Annotated in this window: 21 protein-coding genes; 11 read left to right on the forward strand and 10 right to left on the reverse strand. The window is 61.4% G+C overall.

The annotated features are described in order from the left end of the window. Positions 1 to 31: 31 nt before the first annotated feature. Complete coding sequence (argC, locus tag P9250_RS01415; protein ID WP_310390771.1) at positions 32 to 970, forward strand: N-acetyl-gamma-glutamyl-phosphate reductase; 939 nt, start codon at positions 32 to 34, stop codon at positions 968 to 970. A gap of 2 nt (positions 971 to 972) precedes the next feature. Here argC and P9250_RS01420 read toward each other — a convergent pair whose 3' ends face one another. Further along, entirely contained in the window at positions 973 to 2,649 is a 1,677-nt protein-coding gene (locus P9250_RS01420; protein WP_310390772.1) for an ATP-binding cassette domain-containing protein, read from the reverse strand. 880 nt (positions 2,650 to 3,529) lie between these two features. Here P9250_RS01420 and dld point away from each other — a divergent pair. Further along, entirely contained in the window at positions 3,530 to 5,269 is a 1,740-nt protein-coding gene (gene dld / locus P9250_RS01425) for a D-lactate dehydrogenase (RefSeq protein ID WP_310390773.1), read from the forward strand. Positions 5,270 to 5,501: 232 nt separating this feature from the next. On the opposite strand, the gene P9250_RS01430 is transcribed toward dld, so the two are convergent. Both P9250_RS01430 and P9250_RS01435 read right to left on the reverse strand, forming a co-directional pair. After that, on the reverse strand, positions 5,502 to 7,331 hold the full coding sequence (locus P9250_RS01430; RefSeq protein ID WP_310390774.1) for an ABC transporter transmembrane domain-containing protein: 1,830 nt from the start codon (positions 7,329 to 7,331) through the stop codon (positions 5,502 to 5,504). Between the two features lie 61 nt (positions 7,332 to 7,392). Then, entirely contained in the window at positions 7,393 to 7,839 is a 447-nt protein-coding gene (locus P9250_RS01435; protein ID WP_244831447.1) for an SRPBCC family protein, read from the reverse strand. Positions 7,840 to 8,011: 172 nt separating this feature from the next. On the opposite strand from P9250_RS01435, the gene P9250_RS01440 reads away from it, so the two are divergent. Continuing rightward, a complete protein-coding gene (locus P9250_RS01440) occupies positions 8,012 to 8,638 on the forward strand; it encodes a dihydrofolate reductase family protein (protein ID WP_310390775.1) in 627 nt (208 codons plus the stop codon). Between the two features lie 11 nt (positions 8,639 to 8,649). Here P9250_RS01440 and P9250_RS01445 read toward each other — a convergent pair whose 3' ends face one another. Beyond that, entirely contained in the window at positions 8,650 to 9,942 is a 1,293-nt protein-coding gene (locus tag P9250_RS01445) for a sugar efflux transporter (protein ID WP_309965044.1), read from the reverse strand. Between the two features lie 275 nt (positions 9,943 to 10,217). Between P9250_RS01445 and P9250_RS01450 the strand changes: the two genes are divergently transcribed. Beyond that, positions 10,218 to 11,717: an esterase-like activity of phytase family protein gene (locus tag P9250_RS01450; protein WP_310390776.1), complete on the forward strand. Its 1,500-nt coding sequence runs from the start codon at positions 10,218 to 10,220 to the stop codon at positions 11,715 to 11,717. Positions 11,718 to 11,879: 162 nt separating this feature from the next. On the opposite strand, the gene P9250_RS01455 is transcribed toward P9250_RS01450, so the two are convergent. After that, positions 11,880 to 12,503 (reverse strand): NAD(P)H-dependent oxidoreductase, encoded by a 624-nt coding sequence (locus P9250_RS01455; RefSeq protein WP_310390777.1) that lies wholly within the window; start codon positions 12,501 to 12,503, stop codon positions 11,880 to 11,882. Between the two features lie 324 nt (positions 12,504 to 12,827). On the opposite strand from P9250_RS01455, the gene P9250_RS01460 reads away from it, so the two are divergent. From P9250_RS01460 to P9250_RS01470, 3 genes are all read left to right on the forward strand, one after another. Next, a complete protein-coding gene (locus tag P9250_RS01460; protein WP_244831452.1) occupies positions 12,828 to 13,622 on the forward strand; it encodes an ABC transporter substrate-binding protein in 795 nt (264 codons plus the stop codon). A gap of 216 nt (positions 13,623 to 13,838) precedes the next feature. Beyond that, entirely contained in the window at positions 13,839 to 15,296 is a 1,458-nt protein-coding gene (locus tag P9250_RS01465; RefSeq protein ID WP_244831453.1) for an amino acid permease, read from the forward strand. A gap of 121 nt (positions 15,297 to 15,417) precedes the next feature. Then, positions 15,418 to 15,555 carry a hypothetical protein gene (locus P9250_RS01470; RefSeq protein ID WP_250469552.1) on the forward strand — a complete coding sequence of 46 codons (138 nt, stop codon included), beginning with the start codon at positions 15,418 to 15,420 and terminating at the stop codon, positions 15,553 to 15,555. A 28-nt stretch (positions 15,556 to 15,583) separates the two neighbouring features. On the opposite strand, the gene P9250_RS01475 is transcribed toward P9250_RS01470, so the two are convergent. From P9250_RS01475 to P9250_RS01485, 3 genes are all read right to left on the reverse strand, one after another. Next, positions 15,584 to 16,714, reverse strand: a complete 1,131-nt coding sequence (locus P9250_RS01475) for a branched-chain amino acid ABC transporter substrate-binding protein (RefSeq protein ID WP_310391412.1) — start codon at positions 16,712 to 16,714, stop codon at positions 15,584 to 15,586. A gap of 141 nt (positions 16,715 to 16,855) precedes the next feature. Next, positions 16,856 to 18,205: an amidase gene (locus P9250_RS01480; RefSeq protein ID WP_250528228.1), complete on the reverse strand. Its 1,350-nt coding sequence runs from the start codon at positions 18,203 to 18,205 to the stop codon at positions 16,856 to 16,858. Positions 18,206 to 18,210: 5 nt separating this feature from the next. Beyond that, entirely contained in the window at positions 18,211 to 18,894 is a 684-nt protein-coding gene (locus tag P9250_RS01485; RefSeq protein WP_250469554.1) for a DUF2848 domain-containing protein, read from the reverse strand. Positions 18,895 to 19,056: 162 nt separating this feature from the next. Here P9250_RS01485 and P9250_RS01490 point away from each other — a divergent pair, with 162 nt between their 5' ends. Both P9250_RS01490 and P9250_RS01495 read left to right on the forward strand, forming a co-directional pair. Next, the gene (locus P9250_RS01490; protein ID WP_310390778.1) at positions 19,057 to 20,019 is read left to right on the forward strand and encodes a LysR family transcriptional regulator; all 963 of its coding nucleotides are present in this window, start codon (positions 19,057 to 19,059) and stop codon (positions 20,017 to 20,019) included. 14 nt (positions 20,020 to 20,033) lie between these two features. Continuing rightward, positions 20,034 to 20,567 (forward strand): ureidoglycolate lyase, encoded by a 534-nt coding sequence (locus P9250_RS01495; RefSeq protein WP_310390779.1) that lies wholly within the window; start codon positions 20,034 to 20,036, stop codon positions 20,565 to 20,567. Between the two features lie 12 nt (positions 20,568 to 20,579). Here P9250_RS01495 and P9250_RS01500 read toward each other — a convergent pair whose 3' ends face one another. Continuing rightward, positions 20,580 to 21,014: a response regulator gene (locus tag P9250_RS01500; RefSeq protein ID WP_310390780.1), complete on the reverse strand. Its 435-nt coding sequence runs from the start codon at positions 21,012 to 21,014 to the stop codon at positions 20,580 to 20,582. Between the two features lie 2 nt (positions 21,015 to 21,016). Between P9250_RS01500 and P9250_RS01505 the strand changes: the two genes are divergently transcribed. Then, a complete protein-coding gene (locus P9250_RS01505) occupies positions 21,017 to 21,346 on the forward strand; it encodes a hypothetical protein (protein WP_310390781.1) in 330 nt (109 codons plus the stop codon). A gap of 96 nt (positions 21,347 to 21,442) precedes the next feature. On the opposite strand, the gene argG is transcribed toward P9250_RS01505, so the two are convergent. Continuing rightward, positions 21,443 to 22,792 (reverse strand): argininosuccinate synthase, encoded by a 1,350-nt coding sequence (gene argG / locus P9250_RS01510; RefSeq protein WP_310390782.1) that lies wholly within the window; start codon positions 22,790 to 22,792, stop codon positions 21,443 to 21,445. Positions 22,793 to 23,034: 242 nt separating this feature from the next. On the opposite strand from argG, the gene P9250_RS01515 reads away from it, so the two are divergent. Next, entirely contained in the window at positions 23,035 to 23,979 is a 945-nt protein-coding gene (locus P9250_RS01515; protein ID WP_310390783.1) for an oxidoreductase, read from the forward strand.

The raw sequence follows: 23,979 nt of genomic DNA on the forward strand, positions 1-23,979 counted from the left end.
GCTCGTTACCACCACTCGGAGTATCCCGCGTATGAGCGCCCCCATTGTTTTCATCGATGGCGACCAAGGCACCACCGGATTGCAAATCCAAGAACGGCTGCGTGATCGGACCGACATCACGCTGTTCACGCTTGCCGCCGAAGAACGTAAAGACTCACGCCGTCGCGCGGAAGCCATCAACGCCTGCGACATTGCAATTCTTTGTTTGCCCGATGCCGCCGCACGCGAGGCAGTGGACGCTATCGTCAATCCTGCCGTCAGAGTCATCGACGCGAGTTCGGCCCACCGCATACAGCCGGGCTGGACATACGGCTTTCCGGAGATGACGGCAGGACAAGCCGATCGCATCGTAAGCGCCCGTCGCGTCACCAATCCCGGCTGCTATCCGACAGGGGCAATTGGCTTGCTGCGTCCGCTGTTGCAGGCCGGACTCATACCCGGCGGCTATCCTGTCAGCATTCATGCGGTATCCGGCTATTCCGGACGCGGTCGTGCCGGCGTGGAGGAACACGAAGGTAAAGATGCCGTCAACGCGCCTTCATTCCAGGTATATGGTCTGGAGCTCGCGCACAAGCACACGCCGGAGATCCAGGCGCACGCCGGACTCGCGCAGCGGCCGATTTTCGTGCCTGCGTATGGTGCGTTTCGCCAGGGCATTGTGCTGACGGTGCCGTTGGAGTTGCGGCTGCTCGCATCCGACGTGGATGGCGCCACGTTACACGCTTGCCTCGCGCGCCACTATGCGGACGCGGCCCACGTGCATGTCTTGCCGCCGCATGAATCGAGCGTTTTGCGGCATCTCGATCCTCAGGCGCTGAACGGTACGAACGACATGCACCTGAGCGTATCTTCCAACGTGGAATACGGGCAGGTTCTGCTGTCCGCGGTGTTCGACAACCTTGGCAAAGGGGCATCCGGCGCTGCGGTCCAGAACCTGAACCTGATGCTTACGCGGCAATGCCAAGGGTGAACTCAGGCGATGACCTTTTGCTCTCCAGCGGCCTCGCGCATGCGACGTGCTTCGTCGCGCAGGAACTGCTGGTAATCGTCCAGATCGCCGTCGAAGGGTTCGACGCCGCCCTTGGTCACGAGCCAGAACTCGTCGCATACCGCGCGCAGCAGGGACCGGTCGTGACTGACCAGCATCACCGTGCCTTCGAATTCGTTGAGTGCCATGCCTAGCGCTTCGCGTGTGGCCAGGTCGAGGTGGTTCGTAGGCTCGTCGAGCAGCAGCAGGTTAGGACGCTGCCATACGATCATGCACAGCACGAGCCGCGCCTTTTCGCCGCCGCTCATCGTGCCGACTGCCTGATGCACCATGTCGCCACTGAAGTTGAAAGTACCTAGGAACGTGCGAAGCGATTGTTCGGTGCCACTTTGGCCGGGCGCACGCATGTTCGCGGGCGTGTCCTTGGCAAGGCGGATCATGTGTTCCAGCGGCGTGTCGAGAGGACGCAGCACGTCGAGTTCTTGCTGCGCAAAGTAGCCGATGTTCAGGCCCTTGCCTTCGCTGATTTCGCCCGCAATCGGCGCAAGTTCGTGCGCCACCGTCTTCACCAGCGTGGACTTACCCTGGCCGTTGGCACCGAGAATACCAATGCGCTGTCCGGCCAGCACCGACCGGTAAATGCCTCGCACGATGACCGTCGGCGGCGTGCCGGGCTCGGCATCGCTCGGCGCCGGGTAGCCGAAGGTCGCGTCCAGCATCGACAACAACGGGTTTGGGACGTTGAGTGGCTCCTTGAACTCGAAGTTGAACTCTGCGTCGGCGAGCACGGGCGCGATCTTCTCCATGCGTTCGAGCGCCTTGACCCGGCTCTGCGCCTGCTTCGCCTTCGAAGCCGTTGCCTTGAATCGGTCGATGAACTTCTGCAGGTGGGCGATCTTGTCCGCCTGCTTGGCCATCGAGGCCTGCTGCAACGCCATCTGCTCGGCGCGCATGTCTTCGAATTTGCTGTAGTTGCCGCCGTAACGCACGAGCTTGGCGTTATCGACGTGGACCGTTACCTGCGTGACCGCATCGAGGAATTCGCGATCGTGGCTGATCACGACCAAGGTTCCCTGATAACGCTTGAGCCACGCCTCCAGCCAGACCAGCGCGTCGAGATCCAGGTGATTGGTCGGTTCGTCGAGCAACAGCAAGTCGGACGGACACATGAGCGCGCGCGCCAGTTGCAGCCGCATGCGCCAGCCGCCGGAGAAACTATTGACCGGCTGGCTAAGTTGCGCAGCACTGAAACCGAGCCCCAGGATCAGCGCTTGGGCACGCGCGGGGGCATCGTGCGCACCGGCGTCGTGAAGGGCCATGTAGGCGTGCGCCATGCGCATGCCATCGTCGTCGGTCTCCGCGGCGGCGACTTCGATCTGCGCGGCCAGCAACACAGTGTCGCCTTCAATTACGAAGTCGGTCGCGCTCTGCTCGGTCTCCGGCATCTCCTGCGCGACCTGACCCATCTTCCAGGCAGCGGGAATCGAAAACTCGCCACTGTCCTCGTGCAGCGTGCCATTGAGAAGGCCGAAGAAGGACGACTTGCCGGCGCCATTGCGCCCTACGAGGCCGATCTTTTCGCCGGGGGTGAAGGTGACGGACGCGGAGTCGAGTACGACATTGACGCCACGGCGTAGCGTGACATTACGGACGGAAATCATAGAGAGCTACTTCGAAGAGGATAGGCATGATAGCCGACCGAGCGCGCCAAGCCTGCTTTTTTATGAACATGCGAGTCTCGGATCGCGCGCGATATTCAATCGATGTCACGATTTTCGCGAAATGTCCCCGTTAGCGCTCGTCATTCACGCCAAAGGTGCAAGCCATTGAACATATGGCCTGATGTACGGGTAATTCAACACGTCCGTTCGCATCATGCCTTAAAAGAAATTCGCATTGCGGGCGCTCATTAATAACACGTATGGGCTTTTTTTACGGTTGAGCGCCATGAATTACCCACTTCTACACTGACGCTCAAGCAAATCACTCGCGATCTCTGGCTAATCGCTCCAAGAAAAGTGGCTTAGTCGGAACATACTACCTATATAGTTAAAATATCCAAACCGTGTGGTGTAAATGCGACCTTCTCGCAAGTTGATCTGGATAATCTTCGTTTGAACCCGAGGGCCGATAACGACTGATCGAGAAGAGCAGGAAATGCTGGCTCGTCGTTCGGTGCGGTTCACTGGTAGAGAGCCGAGACGGCCCATCAGTGCTATTACCCGCGATTTTCGCGGGTTTTTTTTCGCCTTCAAGTTTTGAGAGGCGCAATTTAATTGGTGCGCCGCGCGGCTGCCTCGATTCGTCGTGTACCGGCGACAAGCGGCCTGCATTTTCCAGATGCGAAAACTGCCCACCGTCGATGCCCAAGTACATCGCATAGTCCGACCTACTCGTTAAAACCCTGGAACGACATAAAGCGAGCCGTCCGGTTTCGATCTCGACGTGTCCGGCGATGTCATTTCCGGATGAATCGCGTAAAGTTTCACCGTTCGATTCTCAAACTCGTCATGACCGCCCCAGGGTCCAAAGTCCTCAACCATGCATGAACTCATTCAGTCGCTTGGCGACATCGTCGGCAGCCAGTTCGTCTTCACGGGCGCCACTGAAACGCGCCGCTTCCGGCAGGGTTATCGCTATGGCAGCGGCCAGGTGTTGGCGGCCATTCAGCCCGGCACGCTGGTCGAAATGTGGCGGGCGCTTCAGGCCTGTCATCGTGCACGGACTATCGTCATCTGTCAGGCGGCGAACACCGGGTTGACGGGCGGATCGACGCCTGCGGACGGCGGCTACGACCGCCCGGTCGTCGTGCTGAACACCATGCGATTGCGGCGGCTGGACGTGATTCGAAACGGCGAGCAGGTCATCTGCCAGCCGGGCGTGACGCTCGATCAGCTTGAAAAGCGACTGCAGCCGCTCGGCCGCGAACCGCATTCAGTGATCGGCTCAAGCTGCATCGGCGCTTCGGTAACGGGCGGCATCTGCAACAATTCGGGCGGCTCGCTGATTCGCCGAGGACCCGCATTTACCCAATTGTCGATCCACGCGCGCGTCACGGCGGACGGCGAACTGAAGCTCGTCAATCATCTGGGAATCGATCTGGGCGACTCCGCCGAAGTCATACTCGGCCATCTGGACGCGGGCGAATTGCCGGACGATATTCCGGCAGCCGCAGGGCTGCTCGCTTCGGATAACGGGTACAGCACCCATGTGCGCGACATCGATGCGTCCACGCCCGCGCGCTTCAATGCCGACCCGCGCCGTCTCTATGAAGCATCGGGCTCGGCCGGACACCTTGCGGTTTTCGCTCTGCGGCTCGACACCTTTGCGGCGGACGAACAAACCCAGGTGTTCTATATCGGCAGCAACGACGCCGCCGAGCTGGAAACCATACGCCGCGACATACTAAATGGCTTCCGTAGTCTACCGATCGCCGGTGAGTACATGCACCGCGGAGCGTTCGATATCGCCCGTCGCTACGGCAAGGACATGTACATGTACATTCGTGCGTTCGGCACGGATAAGGTGCCGCATGCATTCGCGGCGAAGAGCAGGTTCGACGGGTTCACCGAGAAAGCGCGTCTTGGTAACGGCATCAGCGATCGGCTGTTGCAGGCGGCGAGCCGGCTTTTGCCCGAGCATCTGCCGCGCCGGCTCATCGAGTATCGCGACCGGTTCGAGCATCATCTGTTGCTGAAGATGGGCAACGACGGGGTGCACGAAGCGCGAACCTACCTCGAGTCGCGTTTTCCGTCGCAACAGGGTGGCTATTTCGAATGCACGCCCGAGGAAGGCAAGGCGGCTTTCCTCAACCGCTTCGCGATTGGAGGCGCCATGGTGCGCTATCGGGCAGTCCATTCGCGAACCGTGGAGGACATCGTCGCGCTCGACGTTGCGCTTCCACGGAACGCGACCGACTGGTTCGAACGGTTGCCAGCGCATATTTTGAAAGACATCGAGTTCACGATGTATTGCGGCCACTTCTTCTGCCACGTTCTGCACCAGGAATACCTGGTGAAGAAAGGTGTCGATTGCGACCGGATCAAGGACGACATCCTCGCTCTGCTCGCCGCGCGGGGCGCCGAGTATCCCGCCGAACACAACGTCGGTCACCTGTACGAAGCGAAAGCGTCTCTTGCACGGTTCTACGAAGAACTGGACCCGACCAATGCTTTCAATCCAGGCATCGGCAAGACCTCGCGGCTCTTCAATTGGGGACGATCATCGGCCTACGAGTGCGCATGCGAGTCGGATCACGAGGTGCTACAAAGAGAGCAGTAAGCGTCATTGCACCCGGCGTGTTCGGCATGATCTTTTCGATGTCGTCGCTCGGCCAAACGACGACTGCTTGTTCGTCGGCCGTCGGGACGCTTCGTTGGCCACGATGCTTTGGCCGATGGAGCGACCGGGTTGCCACATCGACCGTCCGATGCCGTCATGCGCCAAGTTGCAGCGCTGTAGCGGGAGTCGTCTCAACGCGTGTGCTGAGCAAGCGACGGCTGTCATGCGAAGCTCAAGCCGAAGCCTCATGCCCGCGAGCAATCCCGGCAACCCCCATCTGATCCCCGAACTGCAACGCAGCCAACTGCGCATAAAGCGGCGAACTCAAGAGCAGCTCCGCATGACGACCCTGCGCGACAATACACCCCTGTTCCAGCACGACGATGCGATCGGCCTGCTGAACCGTCGCAAGCCGATGCGCAATGACGAGCGTCGTGCGGTTGTGCGCCGCGTTGTCCAGCGCCTTTTGCACGAGCCGTTCGCTGGCGGCATCGAGGGCACTGGTGGCTTCATCGAGCAGCAGGATGGGCGGGTTCTTCAGAATCGCGCGGGCAATCGCAATACGCTGGCGCTGACCGCCTGACAATCGCACGCCGCGTTCGCCGAGAAACGTGTCGTAGCCTTCAGGCAGCTCCTCGATAAACCCGGCCGCGGCGGCCATGTCGGCGGCGCGCTGCACTTGCGCGAGCGTGGCGTCCGGCGAGCCGTAGCGGATGTTGTCGATCACGCTGCCAGAAAAGATCACCGATTCCTGCAGCACCACGCCAATCTCCTTGCGCAATTCGACGAGCGGCACATCGCGCGTCGGCACGCCGTTGATCAGAATTCGGCCTGACTGAGGATCGTAGAAACGCAGCAGCAGTTGAAACAGCGTGGATTTTCCCGCGCCGGATGGCCCGACCAACGCGACATGCTCGCCCGGACGAACCTGCAGCGAAAGCCCCGAAAGCGCGGCAATACCCGGCCGCGACGGATACGAGAACCCGATATTCTCTAAGCGGATGCCCTCGCCTCGCGCGGGCAGCGTGACCGTGCTCTCGGCCTCCAAGACCGGCGAGCGTGCGGCGAGCGATTGCAGCAAGCGTTCGGTGGCGCCGGCGGCGCGTTGCAGATCGCCCCATACCTCGGCGACCGCGCCCACGGCGCCTGCCGTGAACACCGCGTAGAGAATGAACTGGGACAACTGGCCCGCGGTCATGCGACCGGCGAGCACTGCCTGCGCGCCTAGCCACAGCACGAAGACGATTGCGCTGAACACCAGCACGATCACCACGGCCGTCAACCAGGCGCGAGCGCGAATGCGCGTGAGCGCGGTCTCGAAAGCGGCTTCCACCGCGCCGGCATATCGTTTCGTCTCGAAAGGCTCTTGCGTGTACGACTGCACGGTCGGCATCGCGTTGAGCACCTCGCCTGCCAGCGCGCTCGTGTTCGCAATCTTGTCCTGGCTCGCGCGCGAGAGTTTCCGCACGCGCCGCCCGAAGATCACGACAGGCGCGACCACGATGACGAGCGTCGCGATGATGTACGCGGACAGCATCGGGCTCGTGACCGCGAGCATCGCCACGCCGCCGGTCAGAAGGAAGAAATTGCGCAGCCCGAGCGACAGGCTCGTACCTACCACCGTTTGAATCAGCGTGGTGTCGGCGGTGAGTCGCGACAGCACTTCGCCGGTCTGCGTGGTTTCGAAGAACTGCGGGCTCATCCGCAGCATGTGGTCGTACACGGCTCGACGCAAATCGGCCGTCACGCGCTCCCCCAGCGAGGAGACGAGATAGAAGCGCAGCGCCGTCGCGGCCGCCAGCACCAGCGAGACGACCAGGAGCGCCAGAAAATATCGATCGATATGCGTCCGGTCGCCCTCGGCGAAGCCACGATCGATGAGGTATTTGAACGCGACCGGCAACACCAGCGTCGCGCCCGCCGATGTCACCAGCGCAAGGAAAGCGAGCGCCCAGCGTCCGGCATACGGACGCAGGAACGGAGACAAGCCGAAGAGCTGTGCGACACCGGATGAAGAACGCGCAGACGATGAAGACGACGAAGACCTGACAGGGTCGGACATGTAAATTCCCGAGCGGAGCTGATATCCACTCGATTGTGCCAGCCCCGCTAGTTTCGCGAGTTCAGCCGGAGATCTCGGGCTCGACCAAGTGCGCCAGTTGCAGCAGCGACTCTTGCCAGCCGAGATAGCACAACTCCGCCGGAATGACCTCGGGTATGCCTTCCTGCACGATGGTAACTTCGGTCCCGCACGACACCTGCCGCAACGAAACGGTGACGCGCATTTCGCCGGGAAGGTTGGCATCGTCGAAACGGTCCGAGTAGCGGATCTTTTCGAACGGTTTCAGTTCGAGGTACTCGCCGCCGAAGGACTGGCTCTGGCCCGTGCGGAAGTTGTGAAACGACATCTTGTGAGTGCCGCCCTCCCGCGCATCCATGTGATGGACCTGACAAATTAACCCGTACGGCGGAAGCCACCTTGCGATGGCATGGGGTTCCAGGAATGCGCGGTAGATGCGTTCGGGCGGCGCGCGCAAGACGCGGTGAAGATTGACGGTTCCGGTAGCCATCACATTCGCCTCGCTTTGAGAAGTTGGACACACTGCTACGACGATGCATCGTCGCTGAATTCGACAGCTTCGGGATCAGGGATAACCCCTGAACGAGCGCCGTGTCGATTCATCCGCGAATCGTTCGTCGTCTCTATACGGACCGATCGCGTCTGCCTACCAAGAGGACATCATGCGCAAGCTCATCGTTTCCACGTTCATCAGCATGGATGGCGTCATTCAGGCGCCTGGCGGCCCAGAAGAAGATCGCAGCGGCGGGTTTCGCTTCGGCGGCTGGATCGTGCCTTTTGCCGAAAAAGCCATCGGCGACAACTTGCAGGATCTGCTCTCACGGCCGTTCGACTTGCTGCTAGGCCGCTGCACTTACGACATCTTCGCGTCGTACTGGCCACACGTTCCGGCCGATTCGCCCAATCGCGCGATGGCCGACCTGTTCGACAAAGTGCCCAAGCACGTAACGACGCATCGCGCGGAATCGCTCGGCTGGCACAACAGCCAAGCGCTCGAAGGCGATCTAGCCGATGCAACCCGCGCGCTCTTGCATCAGGAGGGCGCCGATCTGTTGACGTTCGGTAGCGGCGACATGGTGCGCCAGTTGCTCGCGGCGGGCCTCGTGGACGAGCTTCGTCTACTGACTTATCCCGTCTTGCTGGGACGCGGCAAGCGTTTGTTCGCCAACGACGCGCTGCCGTCCGCGTTCACGCTGGCGCAATCGGTGAGCACGCCAGGCGGCGTGCTGGTGACACGCTATGTGCGCGATGGCGAGGTCCGCACGGGATCGTTCGACAAAGCGGAATGACACGACAGACGTTAGGCCGCTTGCCGCCGCGCCCTCACCCACGCAATCGTCCGCAATGCGATCAACTTGAACGGTGGATTGGAGAACAACACGAGCGCGCCGAGTGTCAGGCATCCGCAAATAAGGAACGTGCCGCGATAACCAAGCGCGGCCACGAGCACGCCGGACAGCACGCCCGAGAGAATGGAACCCACGCGCGACGCATTGAAGAAGAGCGCCGTCGCGGCGCCTGGCGTGCGCGGCATCAGGTCCTGAATATAGGTCATGCCGAGACACGACGTCACCGAGACCACGAACGCATTGAACGCCTGCATCGGAATCAGGAACTGAACGCTTTGCGAGGCGGCGACCGCGATGAAGTACACCACATGCACGGCCGCGCACGAGGCGAGCCAGCGCTGCTTGTTAAGGCGCGAGCCACGTGCGCCGAGTACGAGCATCATCGGGATTTCGAGCAACGCGCCGAGGCCGAGCATGACGGACACGTCGATACGCGAGCCATGCATGCCATGCACGACGTAGAGCGGCAGAACGATCATCGTGGCACTCGCGGCGAGTCCGATAAGCGTGAGCGCAATGGTCGCGCGCCAGATCTCGGCGCGCGTGTGCGGCGCGCCTTCATGCGGCGCGATCACTTCCTCGGTCTCAGGCGTCGTGACTTCGAGCAATGACGATGGATCGCCCGCGTAATGCGCGGGGGCGCTGTGCGGGTCGCCCTTGGGGGAGTCATGCATCCGCCAGACGATGGCCCCGCACGCCGCGAAGCACGCCGCCGCAAACAAAAAGAGTCCGTAAAAGCCCGCGCCTGCCAATACGAGCGCGCCAACGGACGGCCCGAATACCCAGGCCATGGAAAGCACGGTGCGCAGCGTGGCGAGCGCGAACGAGCGCTCCGCTGCGTCATCGACGGGCAATGCCGAGCGCGCGAACGAGAACACCAGCGACATGGCCGAGCCACCGGCCCCGAGAAACGCGATGCCGACCACGACGAGCGAGACGAAGTTGCGCAGGAAGCACATCAGCAAGAAGCCGATTGCCGATGCGATCAGCGCACCAAGCAGCAACTCTCGATGATGCCCATGCTTGTCCGACCACTTGCCTGCCAACGCGCTGGCGACCACGCCGCTTGCCGCGATGACCGTCATGAAGACGCCGAGTTGCAGCGGCGTCATGTCGGCCTGCTCGACGCTGAACAGCGACAAGTACGGCGCGGTGAAAGAGAGCGCAACGCCGAGCATCAAAATGGCGCCGGCTAGCGGCAAGAAAAACGGGATACGTGCAAGACTGATAAAGCGAGTATTCATTTCGTCTCTGATCGAACGGTGTCGCGACAAACAAAGGCCACCGCGAATTATGCGCCGCTCGCGCGACAAGCGTATCCCGAACCCTTCGCGAACATTCGCCTCGCCTGCTCGACAGTCACACGAACGTCATCTTTCGATCGTAATAATGCGCGGCGGGTTTTTATGTCGTTGCAAGCTGCGCGCCGGTCGCCAGCTATCCGCACTCTTTTCGCGCGCGTTAGGAGTTTCCATTTACGACGCGCGCCATTCAGATCATTCCATCGAAGGAGACGTTCATGGTTCGAGCCCGTGTCTTTGCCTTGTCGCTTGCCGTATCCGCGATGTCCATCGCCTGCACGTTCGCGTGGGCGAGCGTCGATCTCGTCGCGATCGGTCAGTTGAGCGGCAACATCGGCGACCGTTCGAAAGCGACGGCCGCGCCGCTCGAAAACGGCGCGCCGGGCAACCTTCTCGGCGGCGTCGGCTCGGGACTCGCGTATGCGGGATGCGATACCTTCCTCGCCGTGCCCGACCGCGGCCCGAACGCGATCTCCTATAACAAGGCTATCGACGATACGGCGTCCTACATCAATCGCTTCCAGACCTTCTCGTTGCGTCTCGAAGCCGGCGGCAAGGGCAGCAAGCTGCCGTATTCGCTGAGCCCGAAGCTGCTCGACACGACCTTGCTGCACAGCCATGAGCCGCTCGTCTATGGCGATGGCGCGGCGGCCGGCGTCGGCAATGGCGCGCCTGCGCTGAACGCCACCAATCACACGCACTATTTCACCGGGCGCTCGGACAACTTCACGCCGACGCAGCCGTCCACGTATCCGCGCGATGCGCGTCTGGACCCGGAAAGCATTCGCGTGGCGCGCGATGGCGCGAGCGTCTTCATCTCCGATGAGTACGGTCCGTATATCTATCGTTTCGATCGTCGCACGGGCGAGCGGATCGCCGTGTATCGCGTGCCGGCCTCGTTCGCCGTGACGACGCTATCGTCCATCGGCAACGATGAGATCAGCGAGAACACCTCGGGCCGCGTGGCGAACAAGGGCATGGAAGGTCTCGCCATTTCACCCGATGGCGATACGCTCTTCGGCGTGATGCAAAGCCCGCTGATTCAGGACGGCGGCACGAACGGCCCGTACACGCGAATCCTGCGCATCGACGTGCGTACCGGCAAGACCACGCAGTTTGCATATCCGTTGACCAACATCGGCACGGACGCGAAGCCGAACTATCCCACCATCAGCGACATCGTCGCCGTGAACGAGCATGAATTGCTGCTCGACGAACGCGACGGCAAAGGTCTCGGCGACGATTCGAAGGCCGCGTTCAAACGTGTGTACCACGTCGATTTGAACGGCGCGCAGGACGTGAGCCAGGCAAGCGGCGCGAGCGGCCTCGCGCCCTACGCGTTGAACAAGACGCTCTTCCTCGATGTCGTCGCGGCCTTGACGGCCTATGGCTTCGCGCCGACGGACATTCCCGCCAAGCTCGAAAGCCTCGCGTTCGGGCCGGATATCCGCGTGAAGGGCGCGGTCAGGCACACGCTCTTCATCGCTAACGACAACGACTTTGTGGGAACGGTCACGGATACCAATCACCCGAACGGGATCGACAATCCGAACCGGTTCTTCGTATTTGCCATGGATTCGGCGGATCTGCCGGGATATGTGGCGCAGCGCTTGCCCGGAGCGGGTGGCCGCGACGATCGCGCATGCCGGGACGATCACGACGGTCACGATCACGAGCACGACAATCACGATCACGACGGTCATGGCCACGGCGACTGATCGAAGTCGCACGATCTTGTCCACAGTTTCAGTGGACAAGATCGTGGATAACTCGCTCGCGAAAGACGTATCGCGTTGAAGTGAAACGCTTTTTCGCTCGTGTCGCGCAAACGTGCCGTTCGGCTCATTTCCGCCGCGTATTCGAGCGCCGCGTCTTAGCGCTCACAGGCTCAAGGCAAGCTCCCGTGCCTTCTCGCTCGCTTCATTGCGCGATGCATGATCCTGCTCGGGACCCGCCAGGGTCTTCTCGACAGTGACGACGCGCACATCGGTAATGCCGACCATGCGCGACCACATCTTCAAATAGTCCGACTGGAAATCGTATTCCTCCGGCGGGAAGTCCCCTCCAAGCTGAACACCGCGCGCGGCGATGGTCACGACCGTCTTTCCGCCGAGCAGGCCGTTCATGCCGTTTTCGTCGAAAGTGAAGAGCACGTCCTTCTGCGAGATGACATCGATCAGATGCTTCAGGCGATACGGAATGCCGAAATTCCACATCGGCACGCTGAAGACGATCACGTCGGCCTTCGTGAACCGTTCGGCGAGCGCGTGCACGGTCCGCCACGCGGACGCCTGCGCGGTATCGAGCTCACGGCCCTGGATGCCCGCGTATTTTGCTTCGAGTATCGGGCCATCGAACGTGGGCAGATCGGTTTCCCATACGTTCAATTCATCGACGCTTCCATCTGGATGGCGCTCCTTCCATGCATCGGTGAACGCCCGGGCCACTTGCTGCGAAGCGGAACGCCCGGCACGGGGCGAACCAATCACATGAAGAAGATGCATAAGTCCTCGCGAAGGTAAGTTGGAACGAGCCGCGCGCCTGGGCTTGTGCGTCGGGACGCACGGGCAACGATTAAGAGCCAACGGCGCAGCAAAAACGATGCCGTTTCAGACGGGCGTTTTCCGTCCGATCGACCGGATCGGGTAGCGCAAATGCAGAACGTAAGCGTGAAGGCCGTCCTACCGGCAAGCCGCAACCCGACCCGCATTAATACTTTTCCAGATTGTTTTCCTGCTTAAATCGAGTGCTGCCGCGCCGGTTTGTCCATGCGTTTCCTATGCTTTAATCCGGCGAAGCGAACCTCAACCCCTTTAAGAGATCAAGCAATGAGGAATGTAACGTCGATCGCCTCTTTCAAGGCTGCTGTCCTGCTCGCCGCGACGCTCGGTGCCGGCGCCGCATCGGCGGCCGGAACGGTTCACTACGGGCTGGAAGCGCAGTATGCGCCGTTCGAGTTCAAGTCGGCATCGGGCGAACTGCAGGGTCTCGACGTCGATATCGGCAATGCGGTCTGCGCCGAGCTCAAGATGAAGTGCGAATGGACCGAGAGTTCGTTCGACGGAATCATCCCCGCGTTGCAGGCGCGCAAATTCGACGTCATCAATTCGGCGATGAACGTCACGGAGAAGCGTCGACAGATCATCGACTTCACCAACATCATCTACAAGGTGCCGACGCAACTCGTGGCGAAAGCGGGCATCGGCCTCATGCCGACACCTGAATCGCTCAAAGGCAAGAACATCGGCGTGTTGCAGGGATCCACTCAAGAGACTTACGCAAAGGCGAAGTGGGCCAATAACGGCGTGACCGTCACGACCTATCAGGACCAGAACCAGATCTATACGGACCTCAAGTCCGGCCGGATCGACGGCACGCTGGTGCTTTCCGCCGCCGGGCAATCCGGCTTCCTGTCGAAACCGGATGGCGCGGGCTACGCCTTCGCGGGCGGCCCGGTGAACGACGACGCGATCCTCGGCAGCGGCATTGCGTTCGGTGTGCGCAAGGACGACGGCGCGTTGAAGGAGCGCCTGAACAAGGCTATCGCCAAACTGCAGGCGAACGGCACGGTCAAGACGCTGGCAAGGAAATATCTCGGCGATATCGACGTCTCTCCGAAGTAAATCCATCGCTCGTGGCAATCCGCGAACGCCGGGCCTTGCGCGCGGCGGGCGCGGGAAATCCATTGGTCGACTTTATTATTTTCGGTCTACACTGAATTCATCGCCTATCCACCGATTAACCCATCAACTCCTCAGCAGGCGCGTTTGTAGTCCTCCGCGAGCCGAAGCATGCCGAGTCGGTCCGTGCCCAACATCATTTGAACGGGACGACTCATCATGGCCGATACGAGTTACATGGCGCGCAAATCCGTCGCCGATATCGTGGGAAGCGCGGACGCGGAAGGCAGTCACCTATCGAAAACCCTTGGCGCCACGAGCATTACGGCAATGGGTATCGGCGCGATCATAGGCGCTGGCATCTTCGTGCTGACGGGCACCGCCGCCGCGCAATTCGCGGGGCCGAGCATCATGTTGTCGTTCGTTTTGGGCGGCATTGCATGCGCGTTCGTGGGTCTGTGCTACTCGGAACTGGCGGCCATGCTGCCTGTATGCGGCAGTAGTTATACCTACACGTATGCCACGCTCGGCGAGATTTTCGCGTGGATCATCGGCTGGGATCTGATCCTCGAATATGCGATGGGTGCGGCGACGGTGGCGGTCGGCTGGTCGGGCTATATCGTGAGCCTCTTGCATAACGTGGGCGTCACGATTCCGCCTGCGCTCGCGGCCGCACCCGGCACCGTCATCAAGCTCGCCGACGGAAGCACCGTGACGGGCGTCATCAATTTGCCGGCGGTGTTCATCATCGGCGTGCTGACCACGCTGCTCGTGCTCGGAACGAAGGAATCCGCACGGCTCAACAACATCATGGTGGCGGTCAAGCTGGTCGTCGTGGTGGCCTTCATCGCGCTCGGCATCTTCTTCGTGAAGCCGGCGAACTGGCATCCGTTCATTCCGCCGAACACGGGCGAATTCGGCAACTTCGGCATGAGCGGCATCTTGCGCGGCTCCGCCGTGGTGTTCTTCGCGTTCATCGGTTTCGATGCCGTCTCCACTGCCGCGCAAGAAGCGAAGAAACCGCAGCGCGACATGCCTATCGGCATTCTCGGATCGCTCGTCATCTGCACGGTGCTTTACATCCTCGTTGCGGGCGTGCTCACCGGGCTCGTGCCTTACGGCGAACTCAACGTGCCCGATCCCATCGCGAAGGGCGTGGATGCCATCGGCATGAACTGGTTCTCCATTCTCATCAAGATCGGCGCGCTGACGGGTTTGACCACGGTGATTCTCGTGCTGCTCTACGGACAAAGCCGCATCTTCTTCACGATGTCGACCGACGGCCTGCTTCCGGGGCTTTTTGCGCGGGTGCATCCGCGGCTCAAGACGCCGCATTTGAGCCAGATTCTCATTGGTTCGATCGTGGCGATCGTCGCGGCGCTCACGCCCATCAGCGTGCTTGGCGAGATGGTCAGTATCGGCACCTTGTTCGCGTTCATTCTCGTGTGCGGCGCGGTGATCTATCTGCGGCGCAGCGATTCCGGCGCCAATCGCCCGTTCAGGGTTCCGGGCGTGCCCATCGTCCCGATTCTGGGCATCCTCTTTTGCCTCCTGCTAATGTCCGGTTTGCCGCTCGTCACGTGGGTTCGGCTCGTGGTTTGGCTCGTCATCGGCATGGTGATCTATGTGTCGTATGGCCGGAAACATTCGAAACTGCGCTTCCCGGAACGGCAATGAACGCTTGAGGGCGCGTCGCGCGGTATCTCAATATTTCTCACATGCACGTGAAATATGCTCGTTTTGCGACGACACCGGGCCGGCTTAGACTGGGATGTCAATCATCCCAGGAGCATTTCTCATGAGCGTGTCTTTATATGAGTTGTCCTCGGTCGCGGTCATACTCGGTGTCGTCGGCTTGATGCTGGTCAGGGCGTTCGCGGCTTCGCATACGGATAGCGTGGATGTTTTCAGGAAGACGGACGCGGAGAAACGTTAGTTTTTCCAAGGCCGCGTGATGCAGACGGTCAGTTGTGAATGACGTCCGCGACGATCTTCTTGTCGTCCTTGAACTGATACACGGTGATCGCCGCAGTGGTCAGATCGCCATGCGGATCGAAGGCGATATTGCCGGTCACGCCGTCATAGCGAGTTGCGGGCATGGCGGCCAGAATCTTCGCGCGGTCGGTGGAGTTCGCGCGTTTCATTGCATCGACGATCACATATACCGAGTCATACGCGAACGGCGCATACGCGTTGATCGGCGTCTTGAAGCGTTCCACATAGCGCTTTTCGAATTCCGCGCCACGCGGCATGCGTGCGAGCGGCAAGCCCGCTTCGGAGCAGACCAGATTGACGATGGCATCGCCCGCAAGCGAACTCATCTTGTCCGTGCATGCGCCATCGCCTGCCAGTACGCGCGCGTTGATGCCCAGATTGGCCGCCTGCTTGACGAGCGGACCAGCCGTTGCATCCGATCCGCCGTACATGATGACGTCCGGCTTCAGACCTTTAACCTTGGTCAGGATCGCGCGAAAATCGGTGGCTTTGTCGCTGGTCGCTTCGTGCGTCACGATAGCGCCGCCGCCCGATGACACCGCCTTCGAGAATTGTTCGGCAAGCCCTTGCCCGTAAGCGGTCGAGTCGTCGATCACGGCCACGCGCCGTGCTTTCAGCGTGTTGGTGGCAAAGCGTGCGAGCGCGGGACCTTGCATGGCATCCGTCGCCACGAGACGAAACGCCGTCTTGTAGCCCTGCTGCGTATAAGCTGGATTGGTGGACGCGGGCGTGACCTGCACGACGCCCGCTTCGCTATAGATGCGCGATGCCGGAATCGACACGCCCGAGTTGATGTCACCGACTACCGCGACCACGCCATCATCGACCAGCTTCTGCGCGATCTGCGTTCCGGTGCGCGGGTCGGCCGCGTCGTCTTGCGAATCGAGTTGCAGCGTTACGTTCTTGCCGCCGATGACGAGATGCCGCGCGTTGATTTCATCGACAGCCAAGCGCGCCGCATTCTCGCTGTCCTTGCCGATGTTGGCGAGCTGGCCGGTCAACGGCGCAGCATGACCGATCAGCACGACCGCATCGGCGGCATGCGCGGCAAGCGGAGCGAACGATGCACAGACAGCAAGCGTCGCGGACAACGGATACATAGCGCGTGGTTTCATGGTTGGACCTCTTTGATCGTGGATATCGGGTTGGCAACAAGGGGTTAGCAACAAGGTGAACGCAGTATTCGGTGGCCGATATACGTTGTCCAACGAGTAATTTCTGTCGCCCGCGATAAGAATTCGTTAAGCGTTCGAGCGCATTTGCCTGAAGCGCGCCTCGACGCCGCGACCGATTGCGAGAACGGCGGCATCGGCGAATGCGGGACCGACAATCGACATTCCCACCGGCAATTCGCCCTCGCGATGACACGGCAATGTGAGCGCGCAGCCATCGAGCAAATTGACGATGCCTGGATTGCGCAGGGTCTTCGCATTGACCGCGAAGAAGTGTTCGTCGTCATGTTCGAGCGCTTCCAGAAACGGTGCAACGATGGCGACGGTCGGCATGAGCCATGCATCGAAGGGCGCGAGCCGTCGTCGTGCGCCGCGAATGAAACGCTCGCGCGCGGCCATTAGATCGATGTAATCCGCCGCCAGAAAACGCTCTCCCCGACGCAGGCGCGCGAGCACGCGCGGGTCGTACCGATGCCCCTCCCGAGCCACGAGATGCCGATGCCACGCCCACGCCTGCGATGCCGTGATGCCCGGTTGGGGCGCATGTTCGAGCACGTCGCGCAGCTCCGGGAAGTCGATTGACTCGATAGTCGCGCCCGCCGTCCGCAATGCATCGAGGGCGCGCTCGAACGCCGCGCGCACGGCATCCTCTGCGTCATCGACGACATCGGCATAGGTCACGCACAAGCGCAGCGTATCGAGCGGGCGCGCCGTGGTATCGGGCGTCTCGGCGGACAGAATGGCGTCGGCCGCCGCGCAGCAATCGACGCTGTTCGCAATCGCGCCGACCGAATCGAACGCGCTTGCGAGCGGCAATACGCCGTCGAGCGGCACGCGCCGCGCGGTCGGCTTGAACGCCGTGAGGCCGCAGAATGCCGCCGGAATGCGCAAGGAGCCGCCCGTATCCGTGCCGAGCGCCCACGCCACGTGTGAGCGCGCAACGGAGACCGCCGCGCCCGAACTCGATCCGCCCGCCACCCGACGCGCATCATGCGGATTGCGCGGCGTGCCGTGATGCGGATTCAGCCCGAGCCCCGAATACGCGAACTCGCTCATGTTGGTCCGGCCGACGAAGACCGCGCCCGCATCGCGCAGACGCGAGACCGCGACGCTATCGCGCGTGGCCGGTTCAGCGCCTTGCAGCACGCGCGAGCCGGCGGCGGTGACTTCGCCCTTCACATCGAACAGGTCCTTGATGGAGACGGGAACGCCCGCGAGCGACGACGGTACGTAGTCGCGCAGACGCAAGGCATCGCTCGTCATGGCGGCCGCGTGCGACGACTCGCGATCCACGCTCACATAGGTGCTCGGGTCTACGTGGGTATCGCGCTGGATCGCTTCGAACGAGGCGTCGACGAGACTCGACGCCGTGGCTTGCCCCGTTGCGAGCGCGTGCTGAATGGTGCTGATGGTCGGCATGGCCGTCACTCCACGTGCGCGAGCGCATTCACGCCATAACGATGAACCAGCGTGCGCCGCAAGACCGGATCGTGCAGTTCGATCTCGAAGCTCCACGCGGGCAGCAGTGCGCCGAGCAGTGCTTGCGTGCCGCAATAAAGCACCGTGCCGGAAGGTAACGAACGCGTGTGCCCGAGCCCGGTCAACAGAATGGCCGGCGGCAGCAATCGTGCAAGCGAGCCTTCCTGATAGAGCACGCGCTCGCCATGCGGATCGATACGCCAGCTTCGCGCAATCAGCTGGTCCCAATGGGCAGCGACATCGTCGTAGCGCCAGAGCGTCGCGCCGAGCGGCTTTGCGCACATCTGCTTGGAAACGGCCACGTCGTAGCTTTCTGCCTTGCGGTCCGTATGGTCCGAGCCGACGCCGACCAGCAGACCATGGCTCGCGTCCGACACGAGCACGGCCTCCACCTCGCCCGAAGAATTGCCGCCGACGACATCGATCCGTTCGTCCACGGTCAGCAGCGACGCCGCGACTTCGTAGAAGCATGGCGTCGTGGCCGGGCGCTTTACGCCCAGCGCGGCAAGTTCGGCGATATGGTGCTCGACTTCAGCGCTGTCGCGCCCCGCCCAGCCGGCGATGATGAGCCGTGCGGGACTGAACGCGAATCGCGGTCCATCTTCGATGACGAATGAAATGGCTGACATGTGAGCTTCGAGATAAGGATGACGACGCCCACAGTGTTCGCGTCGAGCGCGTGCCGTGTCCAACAAATAAAACTTGAGGCAAGTGCGGAGAATTTCTTGTCGTTCGACGCTTATTGCGGCGCTACACTGGGCCGTCCGATACGACTCGCCCTGGCATCCACCATGAACGTCCGCTTTCTCGAGACCTTCGTCTGGCTCGCGCGCTTGCGTAGCTTCCGGCTGACCGCCGAGCGCATGCACGCCACGCAAGCCGCGATTTCGAGCCGCATTTCAGCGCTCGAACTCGAACTCGGCGTGAAGCTCTTCGAGCGCGGTCCGCGTGAGGTCACGCTGACTCAGGACGGCACCAAGGCGCTCGCCTTCGCCGAACAGATCGTGCAGATCAACCGCGCGATGGTCGAGAGCGTGGGCGACCGGCGCAACATCGCGGGCATGTTGCGGCTCGGCGCAATCGAATCGGTCGTGCATACATGGCTGCCCGAATTGCTCAAGCGGGTGCGCGAAGAGTACCCGCGCCTCACGCTCGAATTGACGAGCGACACATCCGCGAATCTATCGGCTCAAGTTGCGCACGGTCATTTGGATGCCGCGTTGCTAAGCACGCCGATCAACGGTGCCGATGTCGGCAACGCATTGCTTGGCAGCTTGCCCATGTGCTGGGTCGCAAGCCCGGCGCTGGGCTTGTCCGACGAGACGCTCTCGGAGAGCGAGCTTGCCGCGTTTCAGATCGTGAGTTTCGCGCGGCACTCGCAGCCGCACGCCTTTCTCGTCGATCTATTCGCGGCGGCCGGCGAGAACCAGATGCAGATCAATTGTCTTTCGTCCGCTGCGGCGATCAGCCGGCTCGTCGTCGATGGCTTCGGCATTGCAGCCGTGCCTGCCGCCTTCGTGATGCGCGAAATCGAAAGCGGGCAATTGCAGACGCTGCGTGTCGCGCACCACGTGCCTGGCCTGCCGCTCGTCGTGTCGTATCGGCGCAGCGCGGACAGCCTGTTGCCCGAGTCCATCGCCCGGCTTGCACGCGCGATCATGCTCGATTACAGCTTGAAGCACGGACCGCGCTTCGCGCTCGTGCCGGAAACCGCTGACGATATTGCCGCCGGCTTTGCCCGTACCTCGCCTTGAACACTTGGAGACTTATGCCGAACGTCCTTGATATCGAACCGCTCGATCCACTCGCCTGCGCGCCCTACGGCGTGATGCTCGGCACGCCCGCGCTCTCCGACGATCCCGCCACCTACCTGAGCCCCGCGTCCGACTACTGGCGCACGCATCTCTTCGCGCCCGGTGACGATCAGCCTGCGGAGATTCTCTGGGTGATTTATCGCAAGCAGCCTGCGACGGTGGCGCGACTCGAAGCGCATCTTCTGACGCAGCAGGCTATCGTGCCGCTGACCGGGCCGATCGTTCAGATCGTTGCTACATCGAATGCCGAAGGGTTGCCCGATCCGGCAACGCTGCGCGCGTTCGAGATTACGCCGGGCACCGGACTGTGCATGCATCCGCGCACGTGGCACGCGACGAGAGTGGAACAGCCGGAAGTGACGTGCCTGATGTTGACACGCCCGTCCACCACGCGCGATTTAACGGCCCATCTGATTCAGGGCAAAAGTCTGGTTGAATCGAGCATTGCGCATATACCGCTGTACGAACTGTCTGATCGCGCAGATTAGCAGTCGCTGCACTCACCCTTCGACGATGTCTTCAAGAAGCGCAACAAGGTTGAGCTCACTGTCTCCGCGTCTGAAGTAGCCGTCGAATGCATCGAGCGATCCGCGCAGGCGTAATTCCGCTTCGTCGTAACCGGTCATTGCGATGATGCCCAGATCGCTAGTCGCGCCGATACTCCGAATCACGGACGCAACCGCGAATCCGTCGAATTCGGGCATATTGATATCGAGCAAAATGACGTGCGGCATCCAATCTTGCAATATCTCGATTGCCTGCACGCCGCTGAAAGCGGTTCTTACGTGGAAACCGTCGGCGTCGAGAAGCGCACTCGTGGCGCACGCGCCGTGTTGATTGTCATCGACAACCAATACTCGCGCCTTTTGCGCACTGGTATGCACCTTCCTGGTCGAGAGCCGCCCGGCGATGGCGTTTTCCTGCGATCGGATCATGCATGCGCTCCGGCGTGAGAATCTCTCCGATAATGACGAACGCCTCGCTCATTGTCTATTTGTTTGCGATTATGGATTTAAGCGGAATGATTCGGAAGTTTCATTTCGCGGGTAACTCTTCCCTTTATTCGAAGCCCACTTTCCCGATGGCGCGCGCCGGAACCGAAAATCACGCGAATAGTGCATGTTTTGATTTAGCTAAAGACTTGGCGAGAAAGCGCGCCTTCATAAGAAAACCGCATGACACGCTGACCCGTAAAATCGATTTTTTCGAAACGGGATTTTACGGCTGGAGGTTTTTACTGGCGCTCGAATGCATGCGGATGCTTTAATTCGCGCGGCTGATCGCAGATACGCGCGGTGTCGAACACCAAACCAAAAAAAAGCGGGAGCCAGATTCTTACCTGGCTCCCGCGCGTTCTTACGCGTTACTCCCTGGAACCCGCCTTCGATGGCTCATCCAGTTGCGGAAGAGCCGAGGTATCGCCCGGCGTCAGAAGGCCGACTTGCGCATACACGCGAAGTTTCTCGCGCGTGTCGTCGATATCCAGGTTACGCATGGTCAACTGGCCGATCCGGTCGCGCGGCGAGAACGTCGACTGCACCTTTTCCATGGACAGGCGTTCCGGTTGATACGTCAGATTCGGCGACTTCGTGCTCATGATCGAGTAGTCGTTGCCACGGCGAAGCTCGATGGTCACTTCACCCGTCACGGCGCGCGCCACCCAGCGCTGCGCGGCTTCACGCAGCATGATGGCCTGCGAATCGAACCAGCGGCCTTGATAAAGCAGGCGTCCGAGCCGGCGGCCACTTTCGCGATACTGCTCGATCGTGTCTTCGTTATGGATACCCGTCACGAGCCGCTCATACGCGATCTGCAAGAGCGCAAGTCCGGGCGCCTCGTAAATGCCACGGCTCTTAGCCTCGATGATGCGGTTTTCGATCTGATCGCTCATGCCGAGCCCGTGACGCCCGCCGATTCGGTTTGCCTCCAGCAGCAGCGCGACTTGATCGCCGAATTCCACGCCGTTGAGCGCGGTGGGCACACCTTCGTCGAAACGCACGGTGACGGTCTCGCGCGCGATCTGCACGTCGTCACGCCAGAACGCCACGCCCATGATCGGCTTGACGATCTGCATGCCGCTTTCGAGGCTTTCCAGATCCTTGGCTTCGTGCGTTGCGCCGAGCAGGTTCGAATCGGTCGAATAAGCCTTTTCCGCCGACATCTTGTAGTCGAACCCTGCCTTGCGCATGAATTCGGACATCTCCGCGCGGCCGCCCAGTTCGTCGATGAAGGTCTGGTCGAGCCACGGCTTGTAGATCTTGAGATCCGGATTCACCAGCAGCCCATAACGATAAAAGCGCTCGATGTCGTTGCCTTTATACGTGCTGCCGTCGCCCCAGATATTCACGCCGTCCTGCTTCATCGCGGCGACGAGCATGGTGCCCGTCACGGCGCGCCCGAGCGGCGTCGTATTGAAGTAGGTCACGCCCGCAGTGGAAATATGGAACGCACCGGATTGCAGCGCCGCGATGCCCTCGGCGACGAGCTGCGCGCGGCAGTCGATCAGGCGGGCGTTTTCCGCGCCGTATTGCATGGCGCGGCGCGGGATTTCCTCGTAGTCGTCCTCGTCGGGCTGGCCCAGATTGGCCGTGTATGCAAACGGAACTGCGCCTTTGAGACGCATCCAGTGCAACGCGGCGCTGGTATCCAAACCGCCGGAAAATGCAATTCCGACGCGTTGCTGAACGGGGAGGCTTTCGAGAATCGTGGTCATTTGAAGGTTACCTGGATTACCTGGACAAGCGCCGACATATTACCTGACGCGGGGGCCCACGCCCGCAGCGGGGCCCGATCTGGACAGCGAAAAAGCGAAGTAGCGATTGTCGGCGATTCGCCCGCCGTTGTCGAATCGCCGAAAATTGGCGTCCGATGCGGCGATCGCTGGGGCCTCTTTGCCGCGCGCCGTGCACCGCGCATGGCATAGTGACCTCTGTTCGCACTGAAACCCGCACGCACATGAGCAAACCCTGGAGTATCGATGACATCGCGTCGCAGACGGGCCGCCGGGTCATCGTCACCGGCGCGAATAGCGGCATCGGCTATCACACCGCCGCCGTGCTGGCCCGGCATGGCGCCGAAGTGGTACTCGCATGCCGCAATCCGCAGCGCGGCGCACAAGCGCTCGCGCGGCTGCAACGGGAAGTGCCCGACGCGCGCGTGCAACTCGAACAACTCGAACTCGCGGATCTTTCCTCGGTGCGCGCTTTCGCCGACCGTCAGCTCGCTTTACGTAAGCCGCTCGACATCCTCGTCAACAATGCGGGCGTCATGGCGCCGCCGCGCCGCGCCGAAACCGCCGATGGCTTCGAGCTTCAGTTCGGCACCAACGTGCTCGGGCACTTCGCGCTGACCGGCCTGCTCCTGCCCGCAATCGAAATGGCGGCGGAAAGCGCGTCCGAGCGCCCGCGCATCGTCACGATTGCATCCATCGCGCACAAGACGGGACGGCTCGATTTCGACGATCTCCAGGCAACGCGTCACTATTCGCCGATGTCGTCGTACCGCCAGTCCAAGCTCGCCAACCTCATGTTCGCGTTCGAACTCGACCGTCATTTGCGTGCGGCGGGATCGCGCGTGATGTCGGTGGCCGCGCATCCGGGCGTAGCCAACACGAACCTGTTTCGCGACGATCGGTCGGCTGTGAGCCGGGCGGCGCGCACCGTGTTGAGCGGGTTTATCGGCGCGTTATTGAACAGCGATCTGAGCGGCGCGCTGCCAACGCTCTATGCAGCGACCGCGCCCGATGTCGTCGATGGCGGTTACTACGGACCGCTCGGGTTATTCGAAGCACGCGGCGACACCGTGGGACCGGCGAAGGTTGCATCGCAGGCACTCGATAAAGACGCGGCCAAACGCCTGTGGGAAGTATGCGAGGCGTTGACGGCAAAGGCGTTCGAGTGA

It is taken from the genome of Caballeronia sp. LP006, from assembly GCF_031450995.1.
Taxonomy (GTDB): Bacteria; Pseudomonadota; Gammaproteobacteria; order Burkholderiales; family Burkholderiaceae; genus Caballeronia.